The organism is Azospirillum griseum (assembly GCF_003966125.1).
Taxonomy (GTDB): domain Bacteria; phylum Pseudomonadota; class Alphaproteobacteria; order Azospirillales; family Azospirillaceae; genus Azospirillum; species Azospirillum griseum.
Genome location: NZ_RXMA01000032.1, coordinates 18,214 through 41,436, shown reverse-complemented (window position 1 = coordinate 41,436; position 23,223 = coordinate 18,214). Strand labels below are relative to the sequence as shown.

Sequence of the window (23,223 nt, the reverse complement as noted above, 5' to 3'; positions counted from 1 at the left end):
GGGTGAATCTTCAGCATCGCCGGACTCAGGCGCAAGCGATTTCGGCTCCCCGGACCAGCGGGTCCAGGGGGGGGAACGGTCCGGCACCGACCCAGTCCATCCGGGACAGACGACCGGTGCGGGCAGACCGCGCGGGTCTTGGCCACCGCGACAAAGCCCCCGTTCGGCGCGGTCCCGGGGGAAACTCTGTTGGGTTCTGCGTCCCCACAGGTCGGGCCATGATGCCATGCCGACGAGCGTTTCTGGGACACCAAGTCTCGCGACCCCTGCGGGGGGCCTTGATGGTCCTGCCCCGACCGCGTCGGCGCTCTTGCCCCATGGCACCCCGCCGCTCCGCTTGGGGCGACCAAGGGGCAAGCCCGCCGACGCTTCCCCCTGGCTTGCCTGTCACGCCTGAACTCGGGCGCACCGAAAGCCGATGCTGCCGCCGCGGACATCCGGGAGGATCTGATCGCGCCACGCGGCGCGGGCGAACCGCGCGTAGTTGAGCCAGGACCCGCCGCGAAGGACGCGCTCGGCGTCGGCGCTGTCCGGGCCGCGCGGGTCGGTTTCCGGCTGGGGCGTGTAGGTCCGCTGCCCATCCGCGCACCACTCCCACACATTCCCCAGCGTGTCGTGCAGGCCCCAGGGGTTCGCGCGCTTGCGGCCGACCGGGCGCGTCCCCGCTTTCTCATGCGGGTGCTGCTTTTCCGGCCAGTCCGTGCTGTCCACGCCATTGTCCAGATCGAAGCCGACACCGCTGTTCCCGCCATACCATGCGATCGGATCCAGCGCCGGTGCGTTGCTTTCTCCCAGAATTGCGATGTCGCCGCTGTACAGCGCCGTGGCGGTTCCCGCGCGGCAGGCGTGTTCCCATTGCGCCTCCGTCGGCAGCGTCAGGTCCAGACCGGGAATCCGTTCGTTGGTCCGACCGAGGAATTCCTGGACGTCGTTCCAACTCACCGTCTCCACCGGACGGTCGGGCGATTGGAAATTGCTCGGGTTCCCGCCCATCACCGCCTGCCACAGCGCCTGCGTGCAGGGCGTGTCGAACAGCCAATAGCCCCGGCTGATCGTCACCAAATGCTGGGGGCCTTCATTGTCATAGCGTCCCGGTTCATCGTCGGGCGATCCCATCATAAAACGTCCGGGCGGGATCCAGCGCAGACGCTGGGTCACGTCGGCCACCGTGACGGCGACGAACACGCCGAAGCGGTCCTGGCCCCATTCGCTGGCCCAATCCGGCGGGTTGCCGTCGGCCAGGGGATGCCAGCCCTTGTCGATGATGGTGGTCTTGACGATGGAGGTCATGGCGTGACGCCAGAAAACAGAAGCGACCAACCGGCGAGCCGTCGTCCGGGTTCCACCCAGGCTACCAGCGCACCGGCGGTCTTCGCGTTTTGGCGCTCCGGATGGGGCGCCGTGGAGGATGGTCTGTTCAGGTCCAGACTCCGTCCGGTCGTGAATTCGGGCGCACCGAAAGCCGATGTTGTCGTTGCGGTCATCCGGGTGGTTCTGATTGCGGCACGCGGCGCGGGCGTTCCGCGCGTTGTTGTTCCAGGACCCGCCGCGAAGGACGCGCTTGGCGTCGGTGTTTCGACCATCATCCGGCGTCCAGTCTAGAGACGCCGCAGGGCGTCGGCAAGAGGATGACGGTGCAACTGTTCCCGCCGCCACGCCGCCGCATCGGCGTGCGCGGTGATGGCGAGCGCGGCGGCGTAACCGGCCTGCAAACCGTTTGCATCAATGCGCCCGGCGGCAAAGGCGGCTTCCCAATGGCGTCGCGCCACCGCGTAACGACGCTTACGCCGTCGCGACAGAAGCAGGCGGTCGGGCAAAATCCGGTAGCCGCACAGGGTCAGGCCGTCGCGGCTGCGGCCAACCCGCGCCGACTCCTTGACCGTCAGCCCCAATTCGCCCAACGCATAGGCGCGCGCCTCGGTCAGAGCACGGCGCACCGCCGTCCGGTCGTCGCCCCACCAGACCAGATCGTCCATGTAGCGCACCATTCCACGCACTCGACAGCGCTCCAGCAGCAGCCGGTCGAGGCCGTTCAGGTAATAATTGGCGAAATGCTGGGAGGTCAGGGCGCCAATCGGCAGACCCTTTCCCGGCGCGGCGTGATGCGCGTCGATGATGCGCCCGACCAGTTCCAACAACGCGGGATTCTTGAAACGGCGAGCCAGCAGACGCCGCAGGACCGCGTGGTCGATGCTGGCGAAACAGCTGCGAATATCGATCTGCGCGTAGCAGGGGAAGCGCTCCGCATGGTGCTGGGCGCGCCGCACGGCGGCAAGGGCGCCTTTGCCGACGCGGCAGGCGAAGCTGTCGTCGACCAGCCCCCGGTCGAGCACCGGCCCCATTTCAGCGATCAACGCATGGTGCAGAACCCGTTCGCGAAAGACGGGGGCGTGGATGATCCGTGGCTTGGGGTCGCGGATGTGGAAGACCCGCGTGCGCCCGACCGCGACCGAACCATCGAGGATGTCGGCGCGCAATTGGGCCAGTTCGGCGGGCAGAGCCGCCTGAAAACAGCGCACCTCGTCACGGCGGCCTTTGCCGCGCGCGGCGCGACGGACGGCGGCGGCAAGGTTGTGCCAGTCGGCGACCTCGGCCAGACCAACGGCGGATCGTTTCATGCGGTGCCGCCGCCGGGCGGTTCCAGCGGGGCCGTGGCGGTTGGGCGCAACAGCGCCAGAAACCGCGCGCCGTATTTTTCCACCCGGGCCTCGCCAACCCCGTCGATCTCCAACAGCCCGGCGCGCGACTGAACCTGACGCTGAACCATCGCGGCCAATTGATCGTTGGTGAACAGGGCGTAGGCCGGAACCCCCTCGGCCTCGGCCAGTTCCTTGCGCAGGGCGCGCAGGCGGGCGAACAGGGCGAAATCCTGCTCGTTCAGGACCTCGCGATAGTCCAGCTTGGCGGCGCGTTTGCCGCCGCTGGCCGGACGACCGCCGCCGTCGGCGGGTTCAAAACTGACGCAGAGCGACCAGGCGCTGTTGCCGCCGTCCTGAACGAAGCTGCGGTCGATGGCGAGGATGCGGTGGCCGCCGAGAAAACGGTTCAGCGCCTCGGCGGCCTCGTCGCCGCCATGGACCGGGATGGTGAAGAAACGAAGCTGCATGGCTGGTCATCCGTCAGCAAACAATCCGGCGTTTTCGCCGCGACCCCTGCGGGGGGCCTTGATGATCCTTTTCCCCGACCGCGTCGGCGCTCTCGCCCCATGGCACCCCGCCGCTCCGCTCTGGGCGACCAAGGGGCAAGTCCGCCGCCGCTTCCCCCTGGCTGGCCTGTCACGCCTGAACTCGGGCGCACCGAAAGCCAAAGTCGGCGCTGCGGTCATCCGGGGGGAACCAATAGCGGCACGCGGCGCGGGCGAGCCGCGCGTCGTTGCCCCAGGACCCGCCGCGAAGGACGCGCCTGGCGACAGCGTTCTCCGGGCCGCGCGGGTCGGTTGCCGGCTCCGCGCTGTAGGTTCTTTTCCCATCGGCGCACCATTCCCACAGATTGCCGTGCATCTCGTACAGACCCCACGCGTTCGGCGGCAGGCTCCCCACCGAAACCGTGCTTTTCCGGTACAGCTCCTTGGGGCCGTCGGCATACGGAGAATTCCCGTCATAATTCACCTGCTCCGGCGTGATGGTGACACCAAAGCTGAAGGGCGTCGTCGTTCCGGCCCGGCAGGCGTGTTCCCATTGCGCCTCCGTCGGCAGGCACAGATCAAGACCCGGCACCCGCCCGTTCAACCGCGTCAGGAAGCCCTGAACGTCGTTCCAACTGACACGCTCCACCGGACGACGGCCGTCGCCCCAGAAACCGCTCGGGTTCGCCCCCATCACCGCCCGCCACAGCGCCTGCGTACAGGTCGTGTCGAACAGCCAATAGCCCCGGCTCAGCGTCACCGCATGCTGCGGCCCTTCATCGCCGTAACGCTCCGGTTCATCCTCCGGCGAGCCCATCAGAAACCGGCCCGGCGGAATCCAGCGCAGACGCTGGGTGACGGACTCCCCGCCGCCCTCCGGCTCCACCACGATCTCCGTCCACAGGCCGAAACGGTCACGGCCCAGCGCGTCGGCCCATCCGGGCCGGGTGATCCGGTCGACGCGCAGCTCCTCCCGATCCGTGCGGATGCGGACGACCGGGGCCTCGGGCCATGGGCAGCGGGCGCCGACACCGGTCCCGGAGGTCACGCGCAGGACCGCTCCGCCCGCCGACCCCTGCGTTCCCCGGCGCTCCGCCAGCCGGGGCAACGCCGGGGCCGTCGGCTCCGCTGCGTCCTCCGGGCTGGCCTGAACTCGGGCGCACCGAAAGCCAATGGTGTAGAAGCGGACATCCGGGAGGCTCCAAAAGCGGCACGCGGCGCGGGCGTCCCGCGCGCCGACGTTCCAGGACCCGCCGCGAAGGACGCGCTCGGCGTCGGCGCTCTCCGGGCCGCGTGGGTCGGTTGCCGCCTCGGTCGAATAGTCCCGCAATCCGTCGGCACACCATTCGAGCACATTGCCGTGCATCTCATACAGACCCCACGCGTTCGGCGGTAGGCTCCCCACCGGAACCGTGCTTTTCCGGTACAGCCCCTTGGGGCCGTCGGCATACGGATGGTTTCCGTCATAATTCACCTGCTCCGGCGTGACCGTGGCACCGAAGCTGAAGGGCGTCGTCGTTCCTGCACGGCAGGCGTGTTCCCATTGCGCCTCCGTCGGTAATGTCAGCGCCAGACCCGGAACCCGCGCGTTCAGCCGTGTCAGGAAGCCTTGAACGTCATGCCAACTGACGCTGTCCACCGGATGACGGTCGTCACCCTCGAAACGGCTCGGGTTCTCCCCCATCACCGCCCGCCACAACGCTTGCGGACAGGCCGTGTCGAACAGCCAATAACCCCGGCTCAACGTCACCTTATGCTGCGGGCCTTCGTCGTCGTCGCGGCCCGGCTCATCGTCGGGCGATCCCATCAAAAACCGCCCCGGCGGAATCCAGCGCAGACGCTGGACAACGCCGTCGATCCCGAAACTCGTCCACGCCCCGAATTCGTCCCACCCCCAGTCCAGCGCCCAGGATGGCGGCACGCCGGTCTTCCAGAAGACGTTGCGGTCGTCCTCGCCCTCAATGAGCTGGATTTCGCCGTTGGCGGTGCGCAGGGTGGTCAACAGGCTGCCCCGTCCCGCCCCGGAGGGTTGAAGGACCAGATCGCTCCCGATCTGACGCACTTCGACGCTGCCGTCTGGCAAGCCGTGGCTGTCCAGCAAGGCCGTATCGAAGCATGGGGGCGGTGACGGGCGCTGCTCGTTGTCCGGGAATGCTTCGACATACATCCGCGACAGGGCCGCGCGCACCGCCAGATCCCCAACAACCTCGCCGTCAGCGGATTGCCGCAGGAACAGCCGTCTGGCCCAGGCAAGCCCCCGGGATCGGTTCGCCAGGGTTGGGGCCAGCTCGACCAAATGGCGCTGCGCCCAGGGCAGATCATGGTTGCGGAGATCGGCGGGCAGTTTCGCCGGGTCCAGCCGCAACAGCTCCTCCAGCCAGATGAGCTTGGCCGAACCGGCGCGATGGCGACGCAGCGTCGTCAGCGCGCGTTCGATCGTCTTCGCGTCTTCTTGGAAGAAGGCGGCGCGGCGTTCGGCGGCGACGGCGGGGTCCAGGGTGGCGGCCACGCCCGACCGACCCATCAGCGCCCGGTGTTGCCAAAGATCGGCCTCCGTTCCGGCATCGGCCGCTGGACCAAGCAACCAGCGGAGATCGCGCAGCAACGCCGGTTCCAACCGGATGGCGGGCGACGCCAGAGCCAGCAGCCGTTCGGTCCGCAGGGCCAACGCGGCGGAGTCGGCGGGCGACGCGGCTCCCCGCTCCCACTCCACCATTGTCCACCAGCGTGACAGACCGGGATGCCAGCGCGCCCGTGGACAGGGGGTGACGGCGACCGCCCGGCAGCCCGCCGCCGCCAACCGCCGACCGAAGGCGATCCAGCGTGCGACCAACCTCTCCGGATCACCCGCGAGGCAGCCCAGGTCGCCCAGCACCAGCACCAGCGTTCCCGGCGGCGGCAATCGGTAGGACGCCGGTCCACCGCGCTGGTTGGCGAGCACCGGGTCGTCGAGGCCGTCGAACGCGGTCCCGCGCTGCAGCCCATGGCTGGGAAACAGGCTGTTCAAGCGCTCTTCCAGCCGGGCTTGATCCTCGTAAAATGGAGTCAGGCGCTCCGCCCGATCGCTGATGATCTGCACCGCCGATCCCCAGCGCCGCCGCTGTCGCCGGGGCAGATGATCGAGCAGCGCACCTTTGGCGACGAGGCGGAGCAGCGCCGCCTCATCCGCCGCTTTGCCCGCCGCCCACGCGGCGGCGGCGGCGCGCAGCCTGGGCAGAACCGCGTTCCAGGGGGCCAGATCGGCGGCGGTGGCGGGATCGCCCATGTCCGGCTCAGGCAGCGGCGGCGGCGATGGCGGTCGCTCCGCTGCCGGGTGAATGACCGTGCGCGCCGTGGGTTGCCAGACCGGCAGCGCCGCCAGCGGTCTCTCGACAACCTCTTGCAGGGGTAGGGCCTGAGATGAGTGGGCTTCCGATGAAGCCGGAAGCTTCGCCCGGGGGCGGTCCTTCTTGATCTTGATCCGGCGTGGTTCCGGGTGGTAGCTGGTCAACGTCGCCATTGTGGCCAACCCCTGTGGCCCGCCCATGGCATAGCCAATCAGAAGATCGGCATAGCCACAGGCGCCGTGAATCAGGGACGGCGGCGTCATCGGACGGGAGGGCTTTGCCATGATCGCCGGATATCAGGGATGTGTCAGGGCATCGACCTGCTTGCGCAGGGTGTAATCACGGATGACCGACAGCATTTTTTTCTGGTCGCGCAGAGTCGGCGCCATGCCCAAGACCGCGCGCAGCAGGTCGAGATACTCCGCCTGTCCGGGATAGGGCCGGATGTGCTGCTGGATCGCCGACGCGCGATCCGCGTGCAGCATCTCCGCCGCCTTGCGCAGCAAAGCGGCGTTGGCCTGCGGGAAATGCGCTCGTCCGCGTGCGATCAGGAAGGCGATCAACGCTTTCTCCTCCTCCGGCAGGCTGAGATGCAGAACCAGACAGCGGCGCAGAAAGGCGTCGGGCAACACCCGCTCCTCGTTGGTGGTGATGATCACCAACGGCGGGGTATCCTCCGCCCGCACCGGGCGGTCATGCCCGATGGGAGTGAACTCCCGCGCGCCCAAAACCTCCAAAAGCCCGTTGGGCACTTCGGCCTCGGCCTTGTCGATCTCGTCAAGCAGCAGCACACAGCCTTGCCGCCAATCGCCGCCATCGGGTTGCGACGGGCACGCCGCTTCCGCCAGCGTCGCCTGCGCCTCGGCGGAGGCCCAATTGAACGCCCACCACATCGGACCGGGTTGCAGAAAACGGCACACCGCCAAATCGGCGCGCGCCTTGACCAGATCATCGCGCAGCGCCCCGGCGAGCTGCGCCTCGGCGAGCCGCTTCACGGCGTCGAAACTCCACATCAGATCGCGGGATTCGGTGTGGGAATCGATCACATGCTTGACGAAGGCCCGCCCCAACGCCTTCGCGGCGGCGCGCGCCAACTGGCTCTTGCCGACGCCGGGTTCCCCGCGCACCAAGAGTGGCCGACCGGCGGCGAGCGCGGCGTTGATCGCGTGGATCTCACGCGCCTGGAGCACATGGACGCGGTCGTCCTGAACGGTCTGACCGCTGAGTTCGACCGCGAGACCGCGCGCGGAGCGGGGGATGGGAATGTGAGTCATGGCCGTTGATCACCCTGGAGATTCAACAATTTCTGGATTTCGCGAAATTTTATATGTTGCCCATAGGAGCCAGAGTGCAAATTGATCACGGCCAATCCCTTGTAAGTTTTTGCAATTTTATCCATCAATTGCATATGGTATCTCTGATCATCAGCATCTTTGAAATGGTCACATATCATGTACCAACGTTGATTTTCTCGAAATAGATACTCTATTTCATCATTTATCGAGCCATCAACGATGTCATTCGAGCCAGTTCTCTTGTTCCTGGGTATGTTGAGCGCCAAGGCCAAGGCCTTCCGAATGTTGTCCTCATCGGCGGCTCCGATGATCTGTTCATCAAGCTTGGCCTCTTCCGGCGTGCCAAAACTCAACGACACAACGGATCGTGGCCAGTCCCTCACCGATCGTATCGGCTGGAAGCGCGCCATGCGGATGTCGATTCCCGCCATGATGATTTCGGCGAAGCTCTCGATATCGCTCGGCAAGGCGATGATTTCACCAAGCTCCTTGTGTTCCCAGCGATCGCAATCGATGCTTTCGTCGCGGATGTGTAACCATGGGAACAACCAAGCGCTGACCTCTGCGATGGCGTTGACCGCTGTTCTGTCGATGGGATCCTCCAAGTCCACAAGGAGGCGGACTTGGTTCAAAACCCTGACGGCTTCAGTGAAGTGGACCTCCAGCAGCCGGTCACAAAGCAGGCGCGCCCGTTCTGACATGGTGGGAGGCTTGGTGGGTGAGGAGGATGCGGTGGAGCCGAAATCCCCTTCCAGAAGGTCAACGACTCGCGAGGAGCACACCAGTGCCTTGCGGATCGCCGTCTTCAGGATGGCGAAGCGCTCTTCCCTCGATTGCGAGCGTGTCTGCGACCTGGCGTTCGGTTTCGTTGAATGGGGCTGTTCCGTGTCAGGGGCTGCCGACTGGTTGTCCGCAGGGGAAGCCGATGACGGGCCAGGCGCACCGTCTATCCCCAATCCTTCCAGGAATTGGCGACCAGTATGGTCCCACCGGCAAACCAGTTTTTCTTGCAGTCTTGATTTCAGTTGCTTGGCACGGTTCTGAAAAGACCCTATATTGTTGGATGCCGTTAAGATTGCATTCTTGACGTTCCTTAGATCGGCCTTGGTATAGTTGGGGGCGTTTCTGTTGCCGCGCCGCCCTTCTACGTCGATTGCTGATACAAAACCGTCCTCTGTCCCTTTGAGGGTCTCCTGCAAAAGCTGAAACAACCCCGATTTTTTGCTGAGGATCAGGGGCACCTCAGCCGCGATGGCCTCCCACCCTGTCAATCCAAACCCTTCGTGCCATGACAACATGAAGGCGAGGTTGGCTTCGGCCAAACGGCCCAACAGCGTTTCCCTGTCTCGGTCGAACGGGAGCGGCAGCAGGTTCACGGTGCGACCAGCGTGCTTTTCAGCAAGCTGAAACGCCGCCTGCGCTTCCTGCGTGTTGTCTTCCGGCAATCCGATCAGATACAGGCGCGGGTCTCTCATGCTGGGCGGGCAAAGGGACGTCCCCATCGCTTCCTTGACCGCCGCGCCAAAGGCGGCGACGGAGAGTTGCCCCTGTTTGATCCGATCCGAAGCCGCTTCCATACGGCCAAAACTGATGGCTACAAGCCGATCGGTTTCCGGCCTCAAGGTTGGAAGGTCTGGAAAGCCAGGGATGAGCATCACTGGTTCGCGATCGTCGCCCGCTAAACGTCGACATGAATCGCGCAGCAAAGGACCAACCGCGAACAGCGCTGCGCCAGGCGAACGGAACAGCGTCTTTTGCTCGGCATCCTTGGCGACGGCTTCCGCCCCATCGTCGTGCTTTGCGCCTTGATAGGCGAGGTAGCTCATATGATGGATCAGTGCGGCACGACCGCCTCCGGCGTCTGGACCAGCCAAAGCCGCAGCCCCGCTCGTCACATCATGCCCAACCCACCAGGAGACTGCGGCTGAATCGCTGTTTTTCTTCAACCAAGCGACAATCTCGTACGTCCAGGCGGTGTCGAACTGTTTCTTCGCCTCCTTTCCATTCAAAGGAATCAAGGTGACGTTTCCCTTGGATGCATCAGCGTGGTCAGCGCTGTCCGGGTTCAGCACGGCGCAGAAAATCTTTCCACGCGAGCCGAGAGCGCTTGCCAACCCAATGGCAAAGTCTCGGTTGAACGCATTGATTCCACCATGGCGTGGCCCCCATGCCGTTGCCATCAATACAAAAACTAATGCGCTCATACTCAATCTCAAATCGGTGAATGTAAACTTTGTACAAACTTAACAGAATTTGCAGTTTCGCTCCAAACAGGTATTGCGAGTGGCGGGCTGTCGCACGGATGGGCTTGATGCCATAGGCCATGGCCCCGTCTCCGTTCAGGTGGCTGGCCATGCCTTATAAGGCCAATGGGCCACCGGTCTCGCCATCCATCAGTTTCTGCTGAACGGTCGTTGACGTCGGGAATCGTCGTGTGATTCCAGGAGTCCGCGTTGCTTCAAGCGGATTGGAATCATGGGCGGCTTTCAGGTTTTGGCGGCAGGGATTTCCCAGGAACTCCACCGCCTTCTTACGGGTCAGCGGAAGACCCAACGGGTCAATCTGGCGCTGCTGGTGGCAACGAAGCTCGATGTGTACAGCGCCTACCTGATGGATTTGACCGCCGGTCTGCCCCGCGACGCCGACCGCACCGACATGCGCAATCAGTGGATCGAGCGGGTCCTTAAGAACCCGCTGATCGAGCCGAAAACGGTGATGGCACCTTTTGCCCGCGAAGTGCTGGGCGCGTTGGCAGCCCGGGGTCGACCGCTGGTGCTGATACTCGGCCAGTCCAAGCTCAACGACCGCCATTAGGTGCGAATGCTGGCGATCCGCCATGGCGAGCGCGCACTGCCGCTGCTGTGTCAGGTGGAGGCGACCGAGGGTGCCATCGGGTTCGCGGTCCAGAAGACGCTGCTCGACGACGCCGAGGTCTGTCTCATGGCCGACCGCTTCTACGCCGCCGCCGACCTGATCGCGTGGTGCCAGGACCACAATTGGGACTACTGCCTGCGCCTGAAGGGCAACCTGGTCGTCAGCGACGCCGGGGGCTGGACGACGACCGGTCGACTGGCCAAGGACCGCGTCTTCGCGCTGGAGGACGTGCAACTGACGGCCCGCCTCATCCTCAACGCGCTCCAACTGCCACCGCTCTGGTCATGCCAAACTGATGGATGCTGAGGGCGGCACCCTCAACTTCACTCGCTTGACGACGGCGTGTTTCATAACGAGCATACGCCGAAGCCCAGTCGATTTTGGCGGGAGGAATGGGCGGCAAAAGGAGCTATGACATGGCAATGCGGATGCCCGACCACCCCGAGGTGCAGGAGGCAGGTATTCCTGATCGCCACGGGATTGAACAGGCATTGCTGTCTGGCAAACCCTTTGCTGGCATCACTCTGGAAATTCCAGCTCAGAGGCGATTGTTTCGTTATCTGCTCGACCAGCCAGACCTTCCCTCGTCACCCTTTCCTCCGCCCTATCTGGACGGCCTGAAGGCCGCCTTTCTCGCGGATGACGCAACCGAGGGAGACGGTCATGAGGTGCGTGGCGTTTCGGCAATGGACGCAGCGGACAAGGCGACAAAAGTCCAGTGGCTGTCCCGTATTGAATCCCGGTCCTTTGGTGGCCTCAACGCTCTGAACGGCGAACCCTTCATTCTCGACATCAGCCGCGAAGGAGTGTGTGTCGAGGGTTACAACGGCCGGGGTAAGACGTCACTGGTCAGCGCCATCGTGTGGGCCTTGACCGGCCATCGGCTCATTCCCCAGGCCGGCCCGGTCAAGGATGTCAACGACGCCCATCCGCTTTATGAGCCGGCCGTCTCCGAAGGGCAACTCAAGGACACCCGCCTCAAGGACACCCGCCTCAAGGTGGCGCGCCGCTGGCCGCCGGTGATCGCGTATCCTTGGAGCACCCCGTCCGAGGACATCACCGCAGTCAAAGGCCGAGCCGAGGTGATTCTGACCTTCACGGACGACGCCGGCAATACGACGAAACTCCACCGCTCTCTTTCCGAAGATGGCGTCATGGAAGAGCCGGATTTCACCGCACTGGGCGTCCCTGACATCGCCGTCGAGATCGCCGTGATGATGCCCAACCGCATCCCATTCATCGGCGTGAACGCGAGCGAGAACGAAATTGCCGCTCTGGTAAAGCTGCTTGGGCTTGAACCCCTGGGTAGGCTCGCCGATCACGTCAGCGCCCTGATCCATGGCAACTCCACCTTCATGAGGTCGCCGAGCGCCAAGGATATCACGGACGCGGAGCGGCGCTTTCAGGAGCACGTCGGGCGTGCCGACGAGGCATTGCGCGGGCTTTCGATCCATGTTGCGCCGAAGGCTGCGCTGTCCGCTACGGTTCGGCATGAGCGGGAAGCGCAGGCACGGCAGTTCGCCCAGGAACTCGCCGGACAAGCTGCGAAGATGCTTCAAGCCGTTGCCGACATCATTGCCGATGCCATTGATTTGAGCGTGGAGGGCAATCGCAAATCCGTTGCCGGGGCCATCGCTCGTCTGCACGGCTGCTTCGACGGTGACCGGCTGCCAGAAGTTCCCCTGGTCATCTTGTTCGAGGCACTCCGTCAGTCGGAAGAATCGGAACAGCTCGCACGCATTCGGCAGGTCTTGGTGGAGGTTCGTGACAAGTACGGCCGTGCCCAGGTGATCCGCGAACGGCAACTGGCCGATCACGCCTTGCGACTCAAGGCCGTGGCCGCGCGTTTTCACCACGAGACGCATGGGGAAAGCGTACCGGTCACCCATTGTCCGTTGTGCCGCAAACCGCTCTCGGACGCCGACGGGCAAGCCTTGGCCCAAGAGCTCGAGCAGCTGCGGGAGGAAGCAGTACTCGTTGAAAAGACCTTCAGTGAGTGCTGCCGTGAGCTATCGGACGAGGTGGTTGCCTCCATTCCGGAAGCGATCAGGAAGCACAGGGGCACGGACCCCGGAGCCGATCCAGCGCGTAGTGTGGCCGAAGCCTTACGGCGCGTTCTCGAAGACAACATGGATCTTGGCATCGTTGCCCAAAAGGCACGAACGACCGCCGGCCACCGACTGACCAGCGCTCTGGCTGACCTGCCGACCTGCAACAGTCATCAGGCTCGCACTCTCGATGGGCCCCCACTTGTCGGAGAAGACGATCGGTTGCGCAAAGCGTTCGATCGTGCCGGATGGCTGTTGATCTGGGCGGAGTGGTGGTGTGCGGCCAAGCCTGCCGTTGCTGCGGCTTGGAAAGCCGCAATGGGGACGGCGGACGATCCCAAAACCCTTCTGGGCGCTTGTGCGGCGGTGGACGACGCCGTTGATCGGGCGAAGCCATTCGAGACCGCCGCAAAAGCACTGGAGGATGCGGCCACCGCGGCGAAGCGCCACGATGACCTGGGTCGGGAGTGTGACCTGAAGGACGCCATCAAGGATGCCCTCTTTCCGCTCCGCGAGTTGCGAACCTACGTGAATCAGGAGGCGGAGGCGGCACTGGCATCGGTTTCCGATCGGGCGGCAACCATATTCGAAAGCGTGTACGACGGTCGCATGCTGGTCGCACCGGAGGCTGTGGCAGGCCAGAGAGGCCAGACCCAGTTCATCGGCGCTTTTGGTCATGGCGGACATCGGGTCGACGCCCGATACTTGGCCAATACGTCGTGGCTCCGTGCATTCCTGTGGTCGTTCTACCTCGCTTTCCGCGAGCGTGCGATCCAGCGGTTTGGTGGCATCCCCCTGCCTCTGCTGCTGGCCGATGACCCTCAGGTAAGTTTCGACAGCGCGCACGCCAAACGCTGGGTTCAGCATTTCCGTGGCATGGCGCAGGTGGGGTTGGCTCAATTCATCATTACGAGCCACGACGAAAATTTCCTCAAATGCTTGCGCCTCAACAATTTTCCTGCCCGGCCCATCATGGTTCTGGGGCTGAATTTGAACTCTACTAAGCCGAACCTGATTTTCGATGGGGATGCATTGAAGCGGTGTTGGGAAGAGTTTCAAAGGGCTAAGACATCGTATTGCGATGTGGAGCGCCATGCACAGAATTACATCAAGGCACTTCGCGAGCATGTCGAGGCCGTGTGTGAGGGGCTGCTTCGCAATACTGGCGTACGTGTCACCGACACGACGGTAGGCGGACTGTTGAAAGAATTCAAGAAGGCGGACGTTCCGGAGTCCTTGCGGCTGGGGGGAGTTCAGGAATTTGCGGATGAACTGGAAAATCAGTCCGTGTTCCGCCGCACCATGAATGAAGCCCATCATGAGGCCGGGCTTCGCCAGCTCGACAGCAAGGATGCCGAGCTGGTTCACCAAGTTTGGCAACATGCGTTAGAAAGTCGGCTCTTTATTGCGTGTCGGGAGGTCGAACTGCATCAGGCCGGCAACGGCACGGTCGCCCGCGGCGCCTTGGGGCCGCCGGCTAAAGTGATTCCGCTGCGCGGGAAAGACCATTTCCTGGCCCGACCGTTGCTTTTCGCCGGGCGCGTTGCAGCACTAACCGGCGGTCGGGTGGTGATCGAATCGCCGGAAGTCGAGCAGAAGCCGCGGAGGCTGGCTCCTTTCGGCGCGGTGATGGCAACCACCGACAGCTTGGCGCCCTTGGTTCGGGCTGGCGATACGATCCTGGTGCATATGGTGAAGCGGCCGGCTGACGGCGATCTGGTCGTTGCGGCCGCCGGCGACCGTCTGCTGTTGGGGCGGTTGCATGAGGATTCCCCTCAGGCTCCGGTCGTCAGTCTCGCAGCCATGTCGCAGACGGTGGACCGACCGGTCGCGCCGGTCCGCATTCCCCGCGGAAGTGCGGAACTGAAAGCCGTGACGGGCGTGATCTGGCGTTCCCGGATTGCCCTCGGGGCACTCGGTGTAGCCGACGATATCGCTGAACTGGACAGCGACGATGCCATCGGTCTGCCGGCTGATGCCTGCTTATTTGAGGTCGACGGCGTCAGCGCCGAACCACGGGCCTTGGACGGGCACTCGGTCATTGCCGGAGCTTGGGTCGACGGGATGGGGATGCTCGACCTGGAGGGGAGGATCGTCATCGCTGCGTGCGAGGGCGAAGATGACACGGAGCAGTTCTATCTCAAACGTGTTCACTTCGACGGTGAAACGGCGTGGCTGGTCAACATCAATCCCGATCACAACTCTTTGCCAGTGCGTGCCTGCTGCAGCTTGACGTTTCTGCCGCGCCTGAAGCGGTTGGCTCCGGTGATCGGGGTGCTGTTCGATCGTCGGAAATGTTGAGGGGCGGTCGTATATTTAGAAAGCACGCGAACGCGTGAATGTCATGAAGCGCTCTTGAGAGGGAATGAACGGTCATTCCCGGCAGGAACAATTGATTATTCAGTGTGCAGCGTCTGCAATTGAAAGTTTTCTTCGCAATATTGTCGTTTTATTTCAAATATCAATATTCCGGCGCAATCCCGCCTGCCTAGTCTGATTGCTGGTTTTAACGTCCAAAATTTTCAGAGAAAATTCTCAAGGGAAAGCGACACAGGCGGCTGGTTTGTGAGGCCGTCCCGAAGCGCGGTCATCACTGTGTCAGCAAGTGGCATCGGTGGATTATGCAATCCAAACCTTTCCCAGATTCTAGTCGATTGATTTCAATATGTTTTGTCTGGGTCTCAGATGGATTCTTGTCATGTAATCAGGGTCGTTTGACGCTGAAATTTTTCAATGAAAATTCTCAAGAGAAAGCGACATCGATTGTGCAATGAAGTCAAACTAACTGCACATAGATCGACCTCTATCGATGCTCTGGTTTCGACCGGACGGTGGGTTCGACGTGGCCGCGTCAGCAAGGTGCATGTGTGTCGTTGTCGGGTGGATCCGTTTGGAAGCCGGGCGAACGCTGCGTCTGCATTCGACACAGGACAGCGTTGAGGGGGGAGCTGTTTGGATGAGGGTGGAGCGCCTGGAAGACCGCCAGTCTTGCGGCTTTCTGCGGCTTCAGCCGCAGCTGCGGATCACGGCCCATGGCTTTCGGCATCTGTTTGCGCCTGCTCCATTCCCCCAGTGCAAGGCGAATGCGGTCGTGTGCCTCAGCCTGTTCAATCCGACTGTACAGGCGTTCAAACGATCATTTTCTCATAACTGATCAAACTGTACAGACCGAGCGAATGTATTCCAATAGAGAACATTTGGTTTGACATCTCGTTCTCCATATGAGAACGTCTGTCGTCTTAACGGAGATGATAGTGCAGGTTCAGATCCTCCCGAAAGCGGCGAAAGACCTCAAGACGCTGATGCCGCCGGATCGCGCCCGCATCCTCAAAAAGGTCGAGCAGTACGCCGCCGACCCTGCCTCGCAAGCCAACAACGTCAAGGCCCTACAAGGTTCCGATCTGTATCGCCTGCGCGTTGGGGATTACCGGGTTTTGTTCACCATCGCCGAGGACGGCACTGTAACGGTCATGCTGGTGCACCGCGTTCGCCATCGGAGAGAAGCCTATGACTGAGATCGTCACCATTCCCCGGGCTGAGTACGATGCTCTCACCGCAAGGCTCGAAGACCTGGAGGACATCCTCGCTGCCATGCAGGCGCGTGGTGGCCAGCCGATGCCGCTGGATTGGGCCAAGCGTATTCTGGAAGGGGAAAACGCGGTCCGTGTGTGGCGCGAGTTCCGCGGGCTGTCACTGCGTGCGCTTGCTGGGAAAGCCGCTGTGAGTGCGGGCTATCTGTCGGAAATCGAGCTGGGCAAGAAACCCGGCTCGGTGGACGCTTACAAGGCGCTTGCCGAAGCTTTGGACACGTCCGTCGATTGGCTGGTTCTCTGATGGGCCCATGGTACTGCACCGGCCTGAAGAACACGCGGGAACTTCGATGGCCCTGATCGGTTACGCCCGTGTGTCCACCGAGGACCAGGAGACCATCAGCCAGCTCGACGAGCTGAAGGCCGCGGGTTGCAGGGTGATCTTTGAGGAGAAGGCATCGGGTGCCAGCCGGGCACGGCCGGAACTGGCCAAGGCCATCGCCCACGTTCAGCGCGGTGACATCCTGGTGGTCGCCCGCATCGATCGTCTGGCGCGCTCCCTCTCCCACCTCCTGGAGGTGATTGAGCGGTTGGAGGTTGTCGGCGGGCATTTCAAGTCGTTGCGCGACCCGATCGACACGTCGACGCCACAGGGGAAATTCGCCCTCCAGGTGCTCGGAGCCGCTGCGGAGCTGGAGCGCGCCTTGATCCGTGAGAGGACAGTCGCCGGGTTGAAAGCGGCCAAGGCCCGTGGTCGGGTGGGGGGCAACCCGGCGCTCAAGCGGCGCGATCCGGAGGCCATCGCCCAACTCTCGGCCATCCGGGATCGGCAGTATATGGCGGACCTATTGGCGAGCATGGAGGCTTGGTTGCCCAAGGTGCGGGCGCTGCGCCCGACAAAATCCTGGGGTAGCGTGGCCAAATCGCTCGGCCGATTGGGTTCACCCGATCAGCCCTGGACGGCTGATCGATTGTCGCGGGCGGTCCGTCGCCTTGTCGCGGAGGGATTGGCGGAACCTGAGCTGATCAATCCAGCGCCGCGCAAGCCGCCCAAGGACGACATTCTGCTGGTTATCGCCGGGATCAAGGGAGCCGACCCGAACCTCAGTCTGCGGGCGATCGCCGCGCGTTTGGAGGACCTGCGCATCCGCACGCCCCGTGGTGGCACCACATGGTCAGCGTCGTCGGTGAAGGCGCTGCTGGATCGTGCTGATCAGGCTGGGCTTGTTCCTTCATCACCTCCTCAAGAGCGGACGTCGTCATCAAAAGCTCAATAGAACGCTGACGGATGGTTGAAAATCTTCATTGATGCAGCTTTCACTCAGTTGCCCTGTTTTGTGTCGACCGTAGACACCATGCTCAGGTCAGCCGGTCGACACCATTTTTTGTTCAACGCGCTCCACCGCACTCCTCATTTTGATACATGCTGGAGCACCATCGACTTCACTATTGGACCGGAACTGGGCATGGGACGGGTGAGATCGACTGTGTTGGTCGTTTGAGGAGGAGACAGGATGATGCTTTCCGGTTTTGGATCCGTTGCGGTTTCAGCGAGTTGCGCATGGATTCTTGAGCATGCCTGGAGTCGGCTTGTGATTTTCGTTGGCAAACGGGAAAGGTCGACATCGTCGTCACGGCACGGCCAATACTTGATGATAAGCAACTCGCTTCCGGGCTGATCTGCCATTTCGAAGGTCTTTGATTGCGCATCAGCTGGCGGCAAACGCACAGACGATGTTCCGTCCACCAGCCAGCCCCGGTCGCCGATTACAGTCCGCACCCCGTTTGGGTTCGTGTTGATCGTGGCGAACAGACCGGGCAAGCTGCCAGCCACCTGAAGGAAAAACTTTTCTCCCGTGGCAAAGCGGTGTTGGTTTGGATCAACGGCGAACGGGTGGCCATCCGCAGGCACAACGAACACACGGACATCCAGCACGGTCGGAACGGCGTTGACCGGTACCGCTTGCAACGGCCTAGGATCGAGACTGAAGGATTCCGGACTTCCGGACGATTGGGCAAAAGATGGAGTGGCAAGGACGAACGCACCCCAGACGATTGCAGAAAGGGCGGCCTTCGAGCAGCGGTGCTGCATTCTGTTTCTCCTCAATAGGATAGGGCGATGCGCGCCACAGCGACCTGTCGGTCTCGGTTGATAAGAGAAACTCGCCCTGGTGGGGAAAGTGTGGGGATCGAATGGCTTTGTCGAATTGCCGATTGCGCCTCGGTCTTAAAGTCAGGCGGACAGGCAGCGGTCCCGCAGGCTGCGAATGCCACCGTCAGTGTTTGAGTCACCCCAGGTGCACCATCAAGGGTCCAGGATCCTGTGGTTGGCAACAGCAAGCGTTGTCTCTCTCCGACTTTGGCCATCGCCAGCAGTGTTGGCGACGCCGATGCGCCGGAACTCGTATCGAACACAGCGACTTGCCCGGCTTCCGAAGCTTCAAGTTCCAATCCAACACGGTCGCCCTGTGTGAAGACATGCCCCGCGAGCGTTCGGATTGCTTCCCCACCATCTTTTGGTTCCAACAGGACATTGATGCCCAGGGCGGTCTGGAGTGTGACGTGCTCCACTGGCGGTGCCGACGGTGAAGTCTCAAGGCTGCCCAGAATGGCAATCAGAATCACGGCGCTCAGGGCAGTTCCCCACACCATCGCAGCTTTGTTGGTCGTTTTCCACCAGGGCTTCGGGGGGGTATCAGGGGTTTCAGGGGCCTTAGGTGTCTCGGGGGTCTCAGGGCTGGAAAGGGGGCTTTCGACCTGACAGAGTTTCCAAAGCGTATCCAGATGATCGATGCAATGGACCTCGACCCCGCGCTCCCTCACCCTCTCCAGCGCCTCTTTGAGTTCTGTGGTCAATCCATCAGCCGGGCAGATAAACAAATCTCCCTTTTGCCACTCCACATGCTTGAATTTTGCCAGATAGTCCGCAGTGTTGTCGGGTGAAATCGCGGACACCGCTCCGTCTGGCGTCACCGATCCAGTTGCAATCACTCGGCGGGCCAAGCGCATCCTCGGCCACCTGAGCGCCCGATCCATCAGAACCAACGCCAGCAGGCAACTGCTGCCTTCGATCGCGTAAGCACGGCTCTCATTGTGATGGGCGGATATTATTGCGCGGCGGTCCATCATTCTGTGATGTTTGTTTGTTTGTGCTTCTTTTTCCCGGATCGACTCCAGAATTTTTAAGTGGTGGTTAAGAGAACCCGTGATGCTAAGGGACCCAGATTGATTGTTGTAAATATCACCGGAAACCCCGTACAGAACAACAGAGCGGTCGGGTGCGCGCACAACCGTCGGAAAGAAAATATTGCTGACGTGTTCGTTTCCCGCGTGACTTTCCATGCCTGCGTCTCCCTTAAAGTATTTCGAGGGACGGGATCAATCGCTCCCATCGAACAAGAGGGCTTTCGGCGCAGGCTTCCGGCCAATCGTCCACCAGTTCGCCCGCGTTGTTGAGGGCACCTTCGAGCCAAACCATGCCTTCGGCGTCGGTCAAGCGAACGCGGGCCCACGTCGGCAACTCTGGGCATGGCGGGTCCAAGGTCATCACCAGCGTCCACGCCCGCTCATCATGTCCTCTCGGGAACAGTTCCAGGGTGAAGCCTGGGCCGTGACGTTTTCTCGGAATGCGCGTTCCATGGCTGGCGAAGGCGGATTCCGGGCGTGGAACGTTTCCATTGGCCGCCAGTTTGCGGGTCAATTCGCTGGCAAGCCGACGCCGTACCTCGAGATAGACCCAACGGTTATACGGTGACAGCCAGACGGCGGCGGTTTCCTGTTTGGTCAGCGGTGCCCCGCCGGTCAACGCATCCTCAAAGCGCTCCTCGCTGATCGGGTCGAACGTGCCATCCTCGCTCTGGCCGTTGAGCAGGTCGGACAAGAGCGCGTTCATCGGATCGGAATGTGTCATGATCGATACTCCTGGGCCGCGCGGTTAGGTCGGGAAGTAGGCCGTAAAGGCCTTAGTCAGACAGTCGCGCAACCATTTAAGCGCGCGCGCGGCGTCGGTATCCTTGCGATGTCGGGTGAGGGTGCCATCGTCCATTCCGAAGTGGTACTTCACCGCGACCGCCTTGTGATGTTCTGGTCGCGCCGTGCGCAGGCGGTCCAGGCAAATGGTCAGCATATGTTCGCGAACCTCGGTGATATCGGGCATCAGGGGGATGTCCGTAGCCGGGATCCCCGCCTTGCCCAGATCATGACGGGCGATCAGGTCATCTTCGGTTGGCGTGTCATCAGCCAACCGTTCCAAGTCGGTGTCATTTTGGTTGGCGGGATGCGCTTTCTCATGGTTGAGCAAGCGGGTGCGCTCGTGTGACAGATGGCTCCAGACCGTTCGTCCGACCGCGCTTGAGAGAGGGATGCCCTTTTCGCAAGCTTCAACGACCTTCCCGGCGCGCAGGGCCTTGGTCAAACGGGGGAAATCGGCGAGCAAAGTCAGAGCGACCGGCCCCCACTGCTGGTTCGCCTTCAAAACGGGGCACACGGTCATTTCAAGGAGTTCATCGCGGACCCAAGTCTCCAAGGCGGCCTCATCGACGGTGGTCAGCAATGCGTCGTGTATCGCTTGCCCGTGAGCGATAAAGATTTCCTGCGTATTCCTGACAAGATCACCCCATCCCTCATTCAAGTATTTTTGCGACAGGTCGGGCTTTGATTTCGTATACGAATGAGTGAAAGCCATCGATGTTCATCCGCTGTTCGGTTTGGTACGATGGGTTGAATGGGGCGGGGAGCGATGCTGCCCCCCGCCCCAATTGTGCGTGTCAGGTTTCAGGATCCATTCTCCAACCACGCGCGAAACGCCGTGTCGCCTGCGGGGCGGGCTCGAGAGGCCTGATCGCGCAACACCTCCTGTGTTGAACGCATCAGGTTGTCGGCTGCGACCTGCTCGCGCTTGCCGGTGTCGAGGATGGCATCAATGGCCTTGGTTGCGGCATCGAACTCCGCTGAGGACGCCCGCGCGGAGACCAACGCGATCTTTGCCGGCAGAAGGCGGAGCGAGGCCTCGATCTGGACCCGCTGGCCAACAATCCGGCGGCGCTGCTCGCCGAGCTCCGCAGCCACGGTCTCGGATTCGGCGACCAAGCGGCCCAAACTTTCACCTTCGACCCACAAGGACTGAACCTGATCGGCGAGGGCATCACGGTTTGGATACTGGACACCCGCCCAGGTCACAGGCTGGCCAACCGGCGCAGCCTGGAACGCGCGCTTGGCATCGGCCAACAGAACCTGATTCTGGGAGAGCAACCGGCGATTCTCGCCAAGAACGTTGTTGGTCCGGCCACGCTCGCCGTCGAGCTTGTCCTGGAGCGCCGTCAGGTCGGCTTTCACCGCCTCGAGCTGTCGCCCCTTCTTGGTCAGGCAGTCGGCGGGCGCGGCGGCGCAGGTGTCGCCGAAGATTTTCGTCCCGGCCCGTTCAACAAAGCCCCCGACCACCGCCGCGTGACCGGGCGCGAACACCGCCGTGGCAACACCGACCACCGCCACCGCCGCCACCGTATGAAACATGGTCTTCGTCATCCTCAGAACTCCGAACCGGAGAAGGGACCATTCCCTTCATACCCTTCTCCTGGAACCCGACTTTGCGGCGATGCTGAAGTTTTTTGATCCAAGGGCCATTTTTTTTGAGAGCCGGGATTCGGCGACCGACAGGGGGAGATGGCCTCCCTGGCCCCTCGCGGCCTTTGCCCTGAGCCCACTCGACCAATTCAGGAGATAGGGAATTAACGCGTAAGTGTCTTGGCGACACGGAAACCGAGAAGGTAGTTGAACCGAAAGTTGGGAGCGAGCCAGTTACGGTACGCTGAACGCAGGTAGAGCGGTGCACCTCCCCAAAAGCCGCCGCGAAGAATCCGGCTTTCACAGCTTCCAGTTGTCCACGCCGAACCGTCAGCAGGGGCACCTCGATAGTCAGGGTGCCAGCAATCCTCAACCCATTCCCACACATTCCCATGCAGGTCGTAAAGACCGAAGGCATTCGCCTCAAAGCTCCCGACTTCGGTTGTCCGCCGACGGTAAACGCCTGTCGCACTGCCGTTGTATGTGAAATTTCCATCAAAGTTTGCTTGGTCCGTGGTGATCCGGTCCCCCGTGCTGAAAGGCGTCGTCGTGCCAGCGCGCGTCGCATATTCACGCTCGGACTCGCTCAAAAGACGATACCGCTGACCCGTCCGCTCTGTCAGCCATCTCACATATGCTTGCGCATCATTCCAGCTCACGTTGATCACCGGGCGACGGCCCCGGCCCCACCCCTCATCCCCAGGGCGGTGGGCATAGCAGCCTCCCCCCCGTACGCACGCATCCCACTCGTCAAACGTCACCGCGTAGCGGCCAACCGCAAACGCCTGACCAATCGTCACACGATGCTGCGGGCCTTCGTTACCCCGTCGATCAGGCTCATCCTCCGGCGACCCCATCATGAACGTTCCTGACGGCACCACCACCATCTCCGGGCATTCCGCACAATCCCGGATCACACGTGGTCCCGGGCCTTGGCCTTGAAGCGGTGGGGGCACCGTTTCCTCAGCCCGGCGAACCGGTGGTGGGCTTTGGTCCGGAAACAACTGCGCCAGGATCGCGCTCTGCTGCCGCAAGCGGACCATCGGTACGGCGAGATTGAACCCGGTGTTGCCAGCGTAGTGCAGCCCGATCAGTCGTGTTCCGTTCACATCCAGGATCGGCGCGCCCGAACTCCCGTCGTTCGTGTCGCAGTAATGGATCAACTGGCCGTCGCCGTCGATCGGGCGGGCCCCAACCCTGCAGCCCTTGGCGCTCAACACCATCGGCTGCCCCAGGGGATGATGGAACATGATCAGCGGCTCGCTCGGCAACGGCGCCGTGACCGGCATCGTCAAGGCGCCGAAGCGCGCCGCCGGGTTCCCGGCAACCCGCAGGATGCTGTAATCCGGCCATTGACTGGTTTCCACCGGGCGGATGTCCACGTCGTAACGGACTGTTTCATCGGACCGGGTCTCGTCATAGTAGTTCATCAGCAACAAGGCCCGGACCGGGCGTGACGGTTCG

Annotated in this window: 19 protein-coding genes and 1 pseudogene; 6 read left to right on the top strand and 14 right to left on the bottom strand. The window is 62.5% G+C overall.

All coding sequences use genetic code 11. The annotated features are described in order from the left end of the window. Positions 1 to 387 precede the first annotated feature (387 nt). From EJ903_RS22660 to EJ903_RS22620, 8 genes and pseudogenes are all read right to left on the bottom strand, one after another. Positions 388 to 1,290, bottom strand: coding sequence for a formylglycine-generating enzyme family protein (locus EJ903_RS22660; RefSeq protein ID WP_126619758.1), 903 nt, complete (start codon positions 1,288 to 1,290; stop codon positions 388 to 390). Between the two features lie 168 nt (positions 1,291 to 1,458). Further along, positions 1,459 to 1,656 (bottom strand): annotated as a pseudogene (locus EJ903_RS28185) (SUMF1/EgtB/PvdO family nonheme iron enzyme); the annotation flags it as partial. After that, positions 1,599 to 2,618, bottom strand: coding sequence for an RNA-directed DNA polymerase (locus EJ903_RS22650; RefSeq protein WP_126619741.1), 1,020 nt, complete (start codon positions 2,616 to 2,618; stop codon positions 1,599 to 1,601). The gene EJ903_RS22650 and the pseudogene EJ903_RS28185, both read right to left, overlap by 58 nt. Next, positions 2,615 to 3,106, bottom strand: coding sequence for an HRDC domain-containing protein (locus EJ903_RS22645; protein ID WP_126619739.1), 492 nt, complete (start codon positions 3,104 to 3,106; stop codon positions 2,615 to 2,617). Before EJ903_RS22645 ends, EJ903_RS22650 begins: the two co-directional genes overlap by 4 nt. 169 nt (positions 3,107 to 3,275) lie before the next feature. Then, a complete protein-coding gene (locus tag EJ903_RS27410) occupies positions 3,276 to 6,734 on the bottom strand; it encodes a formylglycine-generating enzyme family protein (RefSeq protein ID WP_210211520.1) in 3,459 nt (1,152 codons plus the stop codon). Between the two features lie 12 nt (positions 6,735 to 6,746). After that, positions 6,747 to 7,724, bottom strand: coding sequence for an AAA family ATPase (locus EJ903_RS22630; protein ID WP_126619737.1), 978 nt, complete (start codon positions 7,722 to 7,724; stop codon positions 6,747 to 6,749). Then, positions 7,721 to 9,892: a glycosyltransferase gene (locus tag EJ903_RS22625; RefSeq protein WP_342772191.1), complete on the bottom strand. Its 2,172-nt coding sequence runs from the start codon at positions 9,890 to 9,892 to the stop codon at positions 7,721 to 7,723. The genes EJ903_RS22630 and EJ903_RS22625 overlap by 4 nt, the downstream gene beginning before the upstream one ends. Next, complete coding sequence (locus tag EJ903_RS22620) at positions 9,795 to 10,070, bottom strand: hypothetical protein (RefSeq protein WP_126619733.1); 276 nt, start codon at positions 10,068 to 10,070, stop codon at positions 9,795 to 9,797. Before EJ903_RS22620 ends, EJ903_RS22625 begins: the two co-directional genes overlap by 98 nt. 150 nt (positions 10,071 to 10,220) lie before the next feature. Here EJ903_RS22620 and EJ903_RS22615 point away from each other — a divergent pair, with 150 nt between their 5' ends. The 6 genes from EJ903_RS22615 to EJ903_RS22590 all read left to right on the top strand — a co-directional run bounded on the left by EJ903_RS22615 (position 10,221) and on the right by EJ903_RS22590 (position 17,474). Next, a complete protein-coding gene (locus EJ903_RS22615; protein ID WP_126619731.1) occupies positions 10,221 to 10,559 on the top strand; it encodes a hypothetical protein in 339 nt (112 codons plus the stop codon). 6 nt (positions 10,560 to 10,565) lie between these two features. Continuing rightward, on the top strand, positions 10,566 to 10,925 hold the full coding sequence (locus tag EJ903_RS22610) for a hypothetical protein (protein WP_126619729.1): 360 nt from the start codon (positions 10,566 to 10,568) through the stop codon (positions 10,923 to 10,925). Between the two features lie 110 nt (positions 10,926 to 11,035). After that, a complete protein-coding gene (locus tag EJ903_RS22605; protein WP_126619727.1) occupies positions 11,036 to 14,968 on the top strand; it encodes a hypothetical protein in 3,933 nt (1,310 codons plus the stop codon). Between the two features lie 953 nt (positions 14,969 to 15,921). Continuing rightward, positions 15,922 to 16,182 carry a type II toxin-antitoxin system RelE family toxin gene (locus tag EJ903_RS22600; protein ID WP_210211519.1) on the top strand — a complete coding sequence of 87 codons (261 nt, stop codon included), beginning with the start codon at positions 15,922 to 15,924 and terminating at the stop codon, positions 16,180 to 16,182. After that, entirely contained in the window at positions 16,175 to 16,501 is a 327-nt protein-coding gene (locus EJ903_RS22595; RefSeq protein ID WP_126619723.1) for a helix-turn-helix domain-containing protein, read from the top strand. Before EJ903_RS22600 ends, EJ903_RS22595 begins: the two co-directional genes overlap by 8 nt. 46 nt (positions 16,502 to 16,547) lie before the next feature. Beyond that, complete coding sequence (locus tag EJ903_RS22590) at positions 16,548 to 17,474, top strand: recombinase family protein (protein ID WP_210211518.1); 927 nt, start codon at positions 16,548 to 16,550, stop codon at positions 17,472 to 17,474. Between the two features lie 134 nt (positions 17,475 to 17,608). Here the strand turns inward: EJ903_RS22590 and EJ903_RS22585 are convergent, their stop codons facing one another. The 6 genes from EJ903_RS22585 to EJ903_RS22560 form a co-directional block, all read right to left on the bottom strand. Beyond that, complete coding sequence (locus EJ903_RS22585) at positions 17,609 to 18,289, bottom strand: hypothetical protein (protein ID WP_126619719.1); 681 nt, start codon at positions 18,287 to 18,289, stop codon at positions 17,609 to 17,611. 11 nt (positions 18,290 to 18,300) lie between these two features. Continuing rightward, on the bottom strand, positions 18,301 to 19,539 hold the full coding sequence (locus EJ903_RS22580; RefSeq protein WP_126619717.1) for a hypothetical protein: 1,239 nt from the start codon (positions 19,537 to 19,539) through the stop codon (positions 18,301 to 18,303). Between the two features lie 13 nt (positions 19,540 to 19,552). Continuing rightward, positions 19,553 to 20,107, bottom strand: a complete 555-nt coding sequence (locus EJ903_RS22575) for a hypothetical protein (protein ID WP_126619715.1) — start codon at positions 20,105 to 20,107, stop codon at positions 19,553 to 19,555. A gap of 24 nt (positions 20,108 to 20,131) precedes the next feature. Next, positions 20,132 to 20,881 carry a hypothetical protein gene (locus tag EJ903_RS22570; protein ID WP_126619713.1) on the bottom strand — a complete coding sequence of 250 codons (750 nt, stop codon included), beginning with the start codon at positions 20,879 to 20,881 and terminating at the stop codon, positions 20,132 to 20,134. An 89-nt stretch (positions 20,882 to 20,970) separates the two neighbouring features. Continuing rightward, on the bottom strand, positions 20,971 to 21,720 hold the full coding sequence (locus EJ903_RS22565; protein WP_126619711.1) for a hypothetical protein: 750 nt from the start codon (positions 21,718 to 21,720) through the stop codon (positions 20,971 to 20,973). Positions 21,721 to 21,923: 203 nt separating this feature from the next. Further along, on the bottom strand, positions 21,924 to 23,223 hold a 1,300-nt coding region (locus EJ903_RS22560; RefSeq protein ID WP_210211517.1), incomplete at its 5' end, for an SUMF1/EgtB/PvdO family nonheme iron enzyme.

Excerpts from the sequence above, each read along its gene's own strand:
- EJ903_RS22660 (WP_126619758.1), bottom strand. The coding sequence starts at position 1,290 with ATGACCTCCATCGTCAAGACCACCATCATCGACAAGGGCTGGCATCCC.
- EJ903_RS22650 (WP_126619741.1), bottom strand. The coding sequence starts at position 2,618 with ATGAAACGATCCGCCGTTGGTCTGGCCGAGGTCGCCGACTGGCACAAC.
- EJ903_RS22645 (WP_126619739.1), bottom strand. The coding sequence starts at position 3,106 with ATGCAGCTTCGTTTCTTCACCATCCCGGTCCATGGCGGCGACGAGGCC.
- EJ903_RS27410 (WP_210211520.1), bottom strand. The coding sequence starts at position 6,734 with ATGGCAAAGCCCTCCCGTCCGATGACGCCGCCGTCCCTGATTCACGGC.
- EJ903_RS22630 (WP_126619737.1), bottom strand. The coding sequence starts at position 7,724 with ATGACTCACATTCCCATCCCCCGCTCCGCGCGCGGTCTCGCGGTCGAA.
- EJ903_RS22620 (WP_126619733.1), bottom strand. The coding sequence starts at position 10,070 with ATGGCCTATGGCATCAAGCCCATCCGTGCGACAGCCCGCCACTCGCAA.
- EJ903_RS22615 (WP_126619731.1), top strand. The coding sequence starts at position 10,221 with ATGGGCGGCTTTCAGGTTTTGGCGGCAGGGATTTCCCAGGAACTCCAC.
- EJ903_RS22610 (WP_126619729.1), top strand. The coding sequence starts at position 10,566 with ATGCTGGCGATCCGCCATGGCGAGCGCGCACTGCCGCTGCTGTGTCAG.
- EJ903_RS22605 (WP_126619727.1), top strand. The coding sequence starts at position 11,036 with ATGGCAATGCGGATGCCCGACCACCCCGAGGTGCAGGAGGCAGGTATT.
- EJ903_RS22595 (WP_126619723.1), top strand. The coding sequence starts at position 16,175 with ATGACTGAGATCGTCACCATTCCCCGGGCTGAGTACGATGCTCTCACC.
- EJ903_RS22590 (WP_210211518.1), top strand. The coding sequence starts at position 16,548 with ATGGCCCTGATCGGTTACGCCCGTGTGTCCACCGAGGACCAGGAGACC.
- EJ903_RS22585 (WP_126619719.1), bottom strand. The coding sequence starts at position 18,289 with ATGCAGCACCGCTGCTCGAAGGCCGCCCTTTCTGCAATCGTCTGGGGT.
- EJ903_RS22580 (WP_126619717.1), bottom strand. The coding sequence starts at position 19,539 with ATGGAAAGTCACGCGGGAAACGAACACGTCAGCAATATTTTCTTTCCG.
- EJ903_RS22575 (WP_126619715.1), bottom strand. The coding sequence starts at position 20,107 with ATGACACATTCCGATCCGATGAACGCGCTCTTGTCCGACCTGCTCAAC.
- EJ903_RS22570 (WP_126619713.1), bottom strand. The coding sequence starts at position 20,881 with ATGGCTTTCACTCATTCGTATACGAAATCAAAGCCCGACCTGTCGCAA.
- EJ903_RS22565 (WP_126619711.1), bottom strand. The coding sequence starts at position 21,720 with ATGACGAAGACCATGTTTCATACGGTGGCGGCGGTGGCGGTGGTCGGT.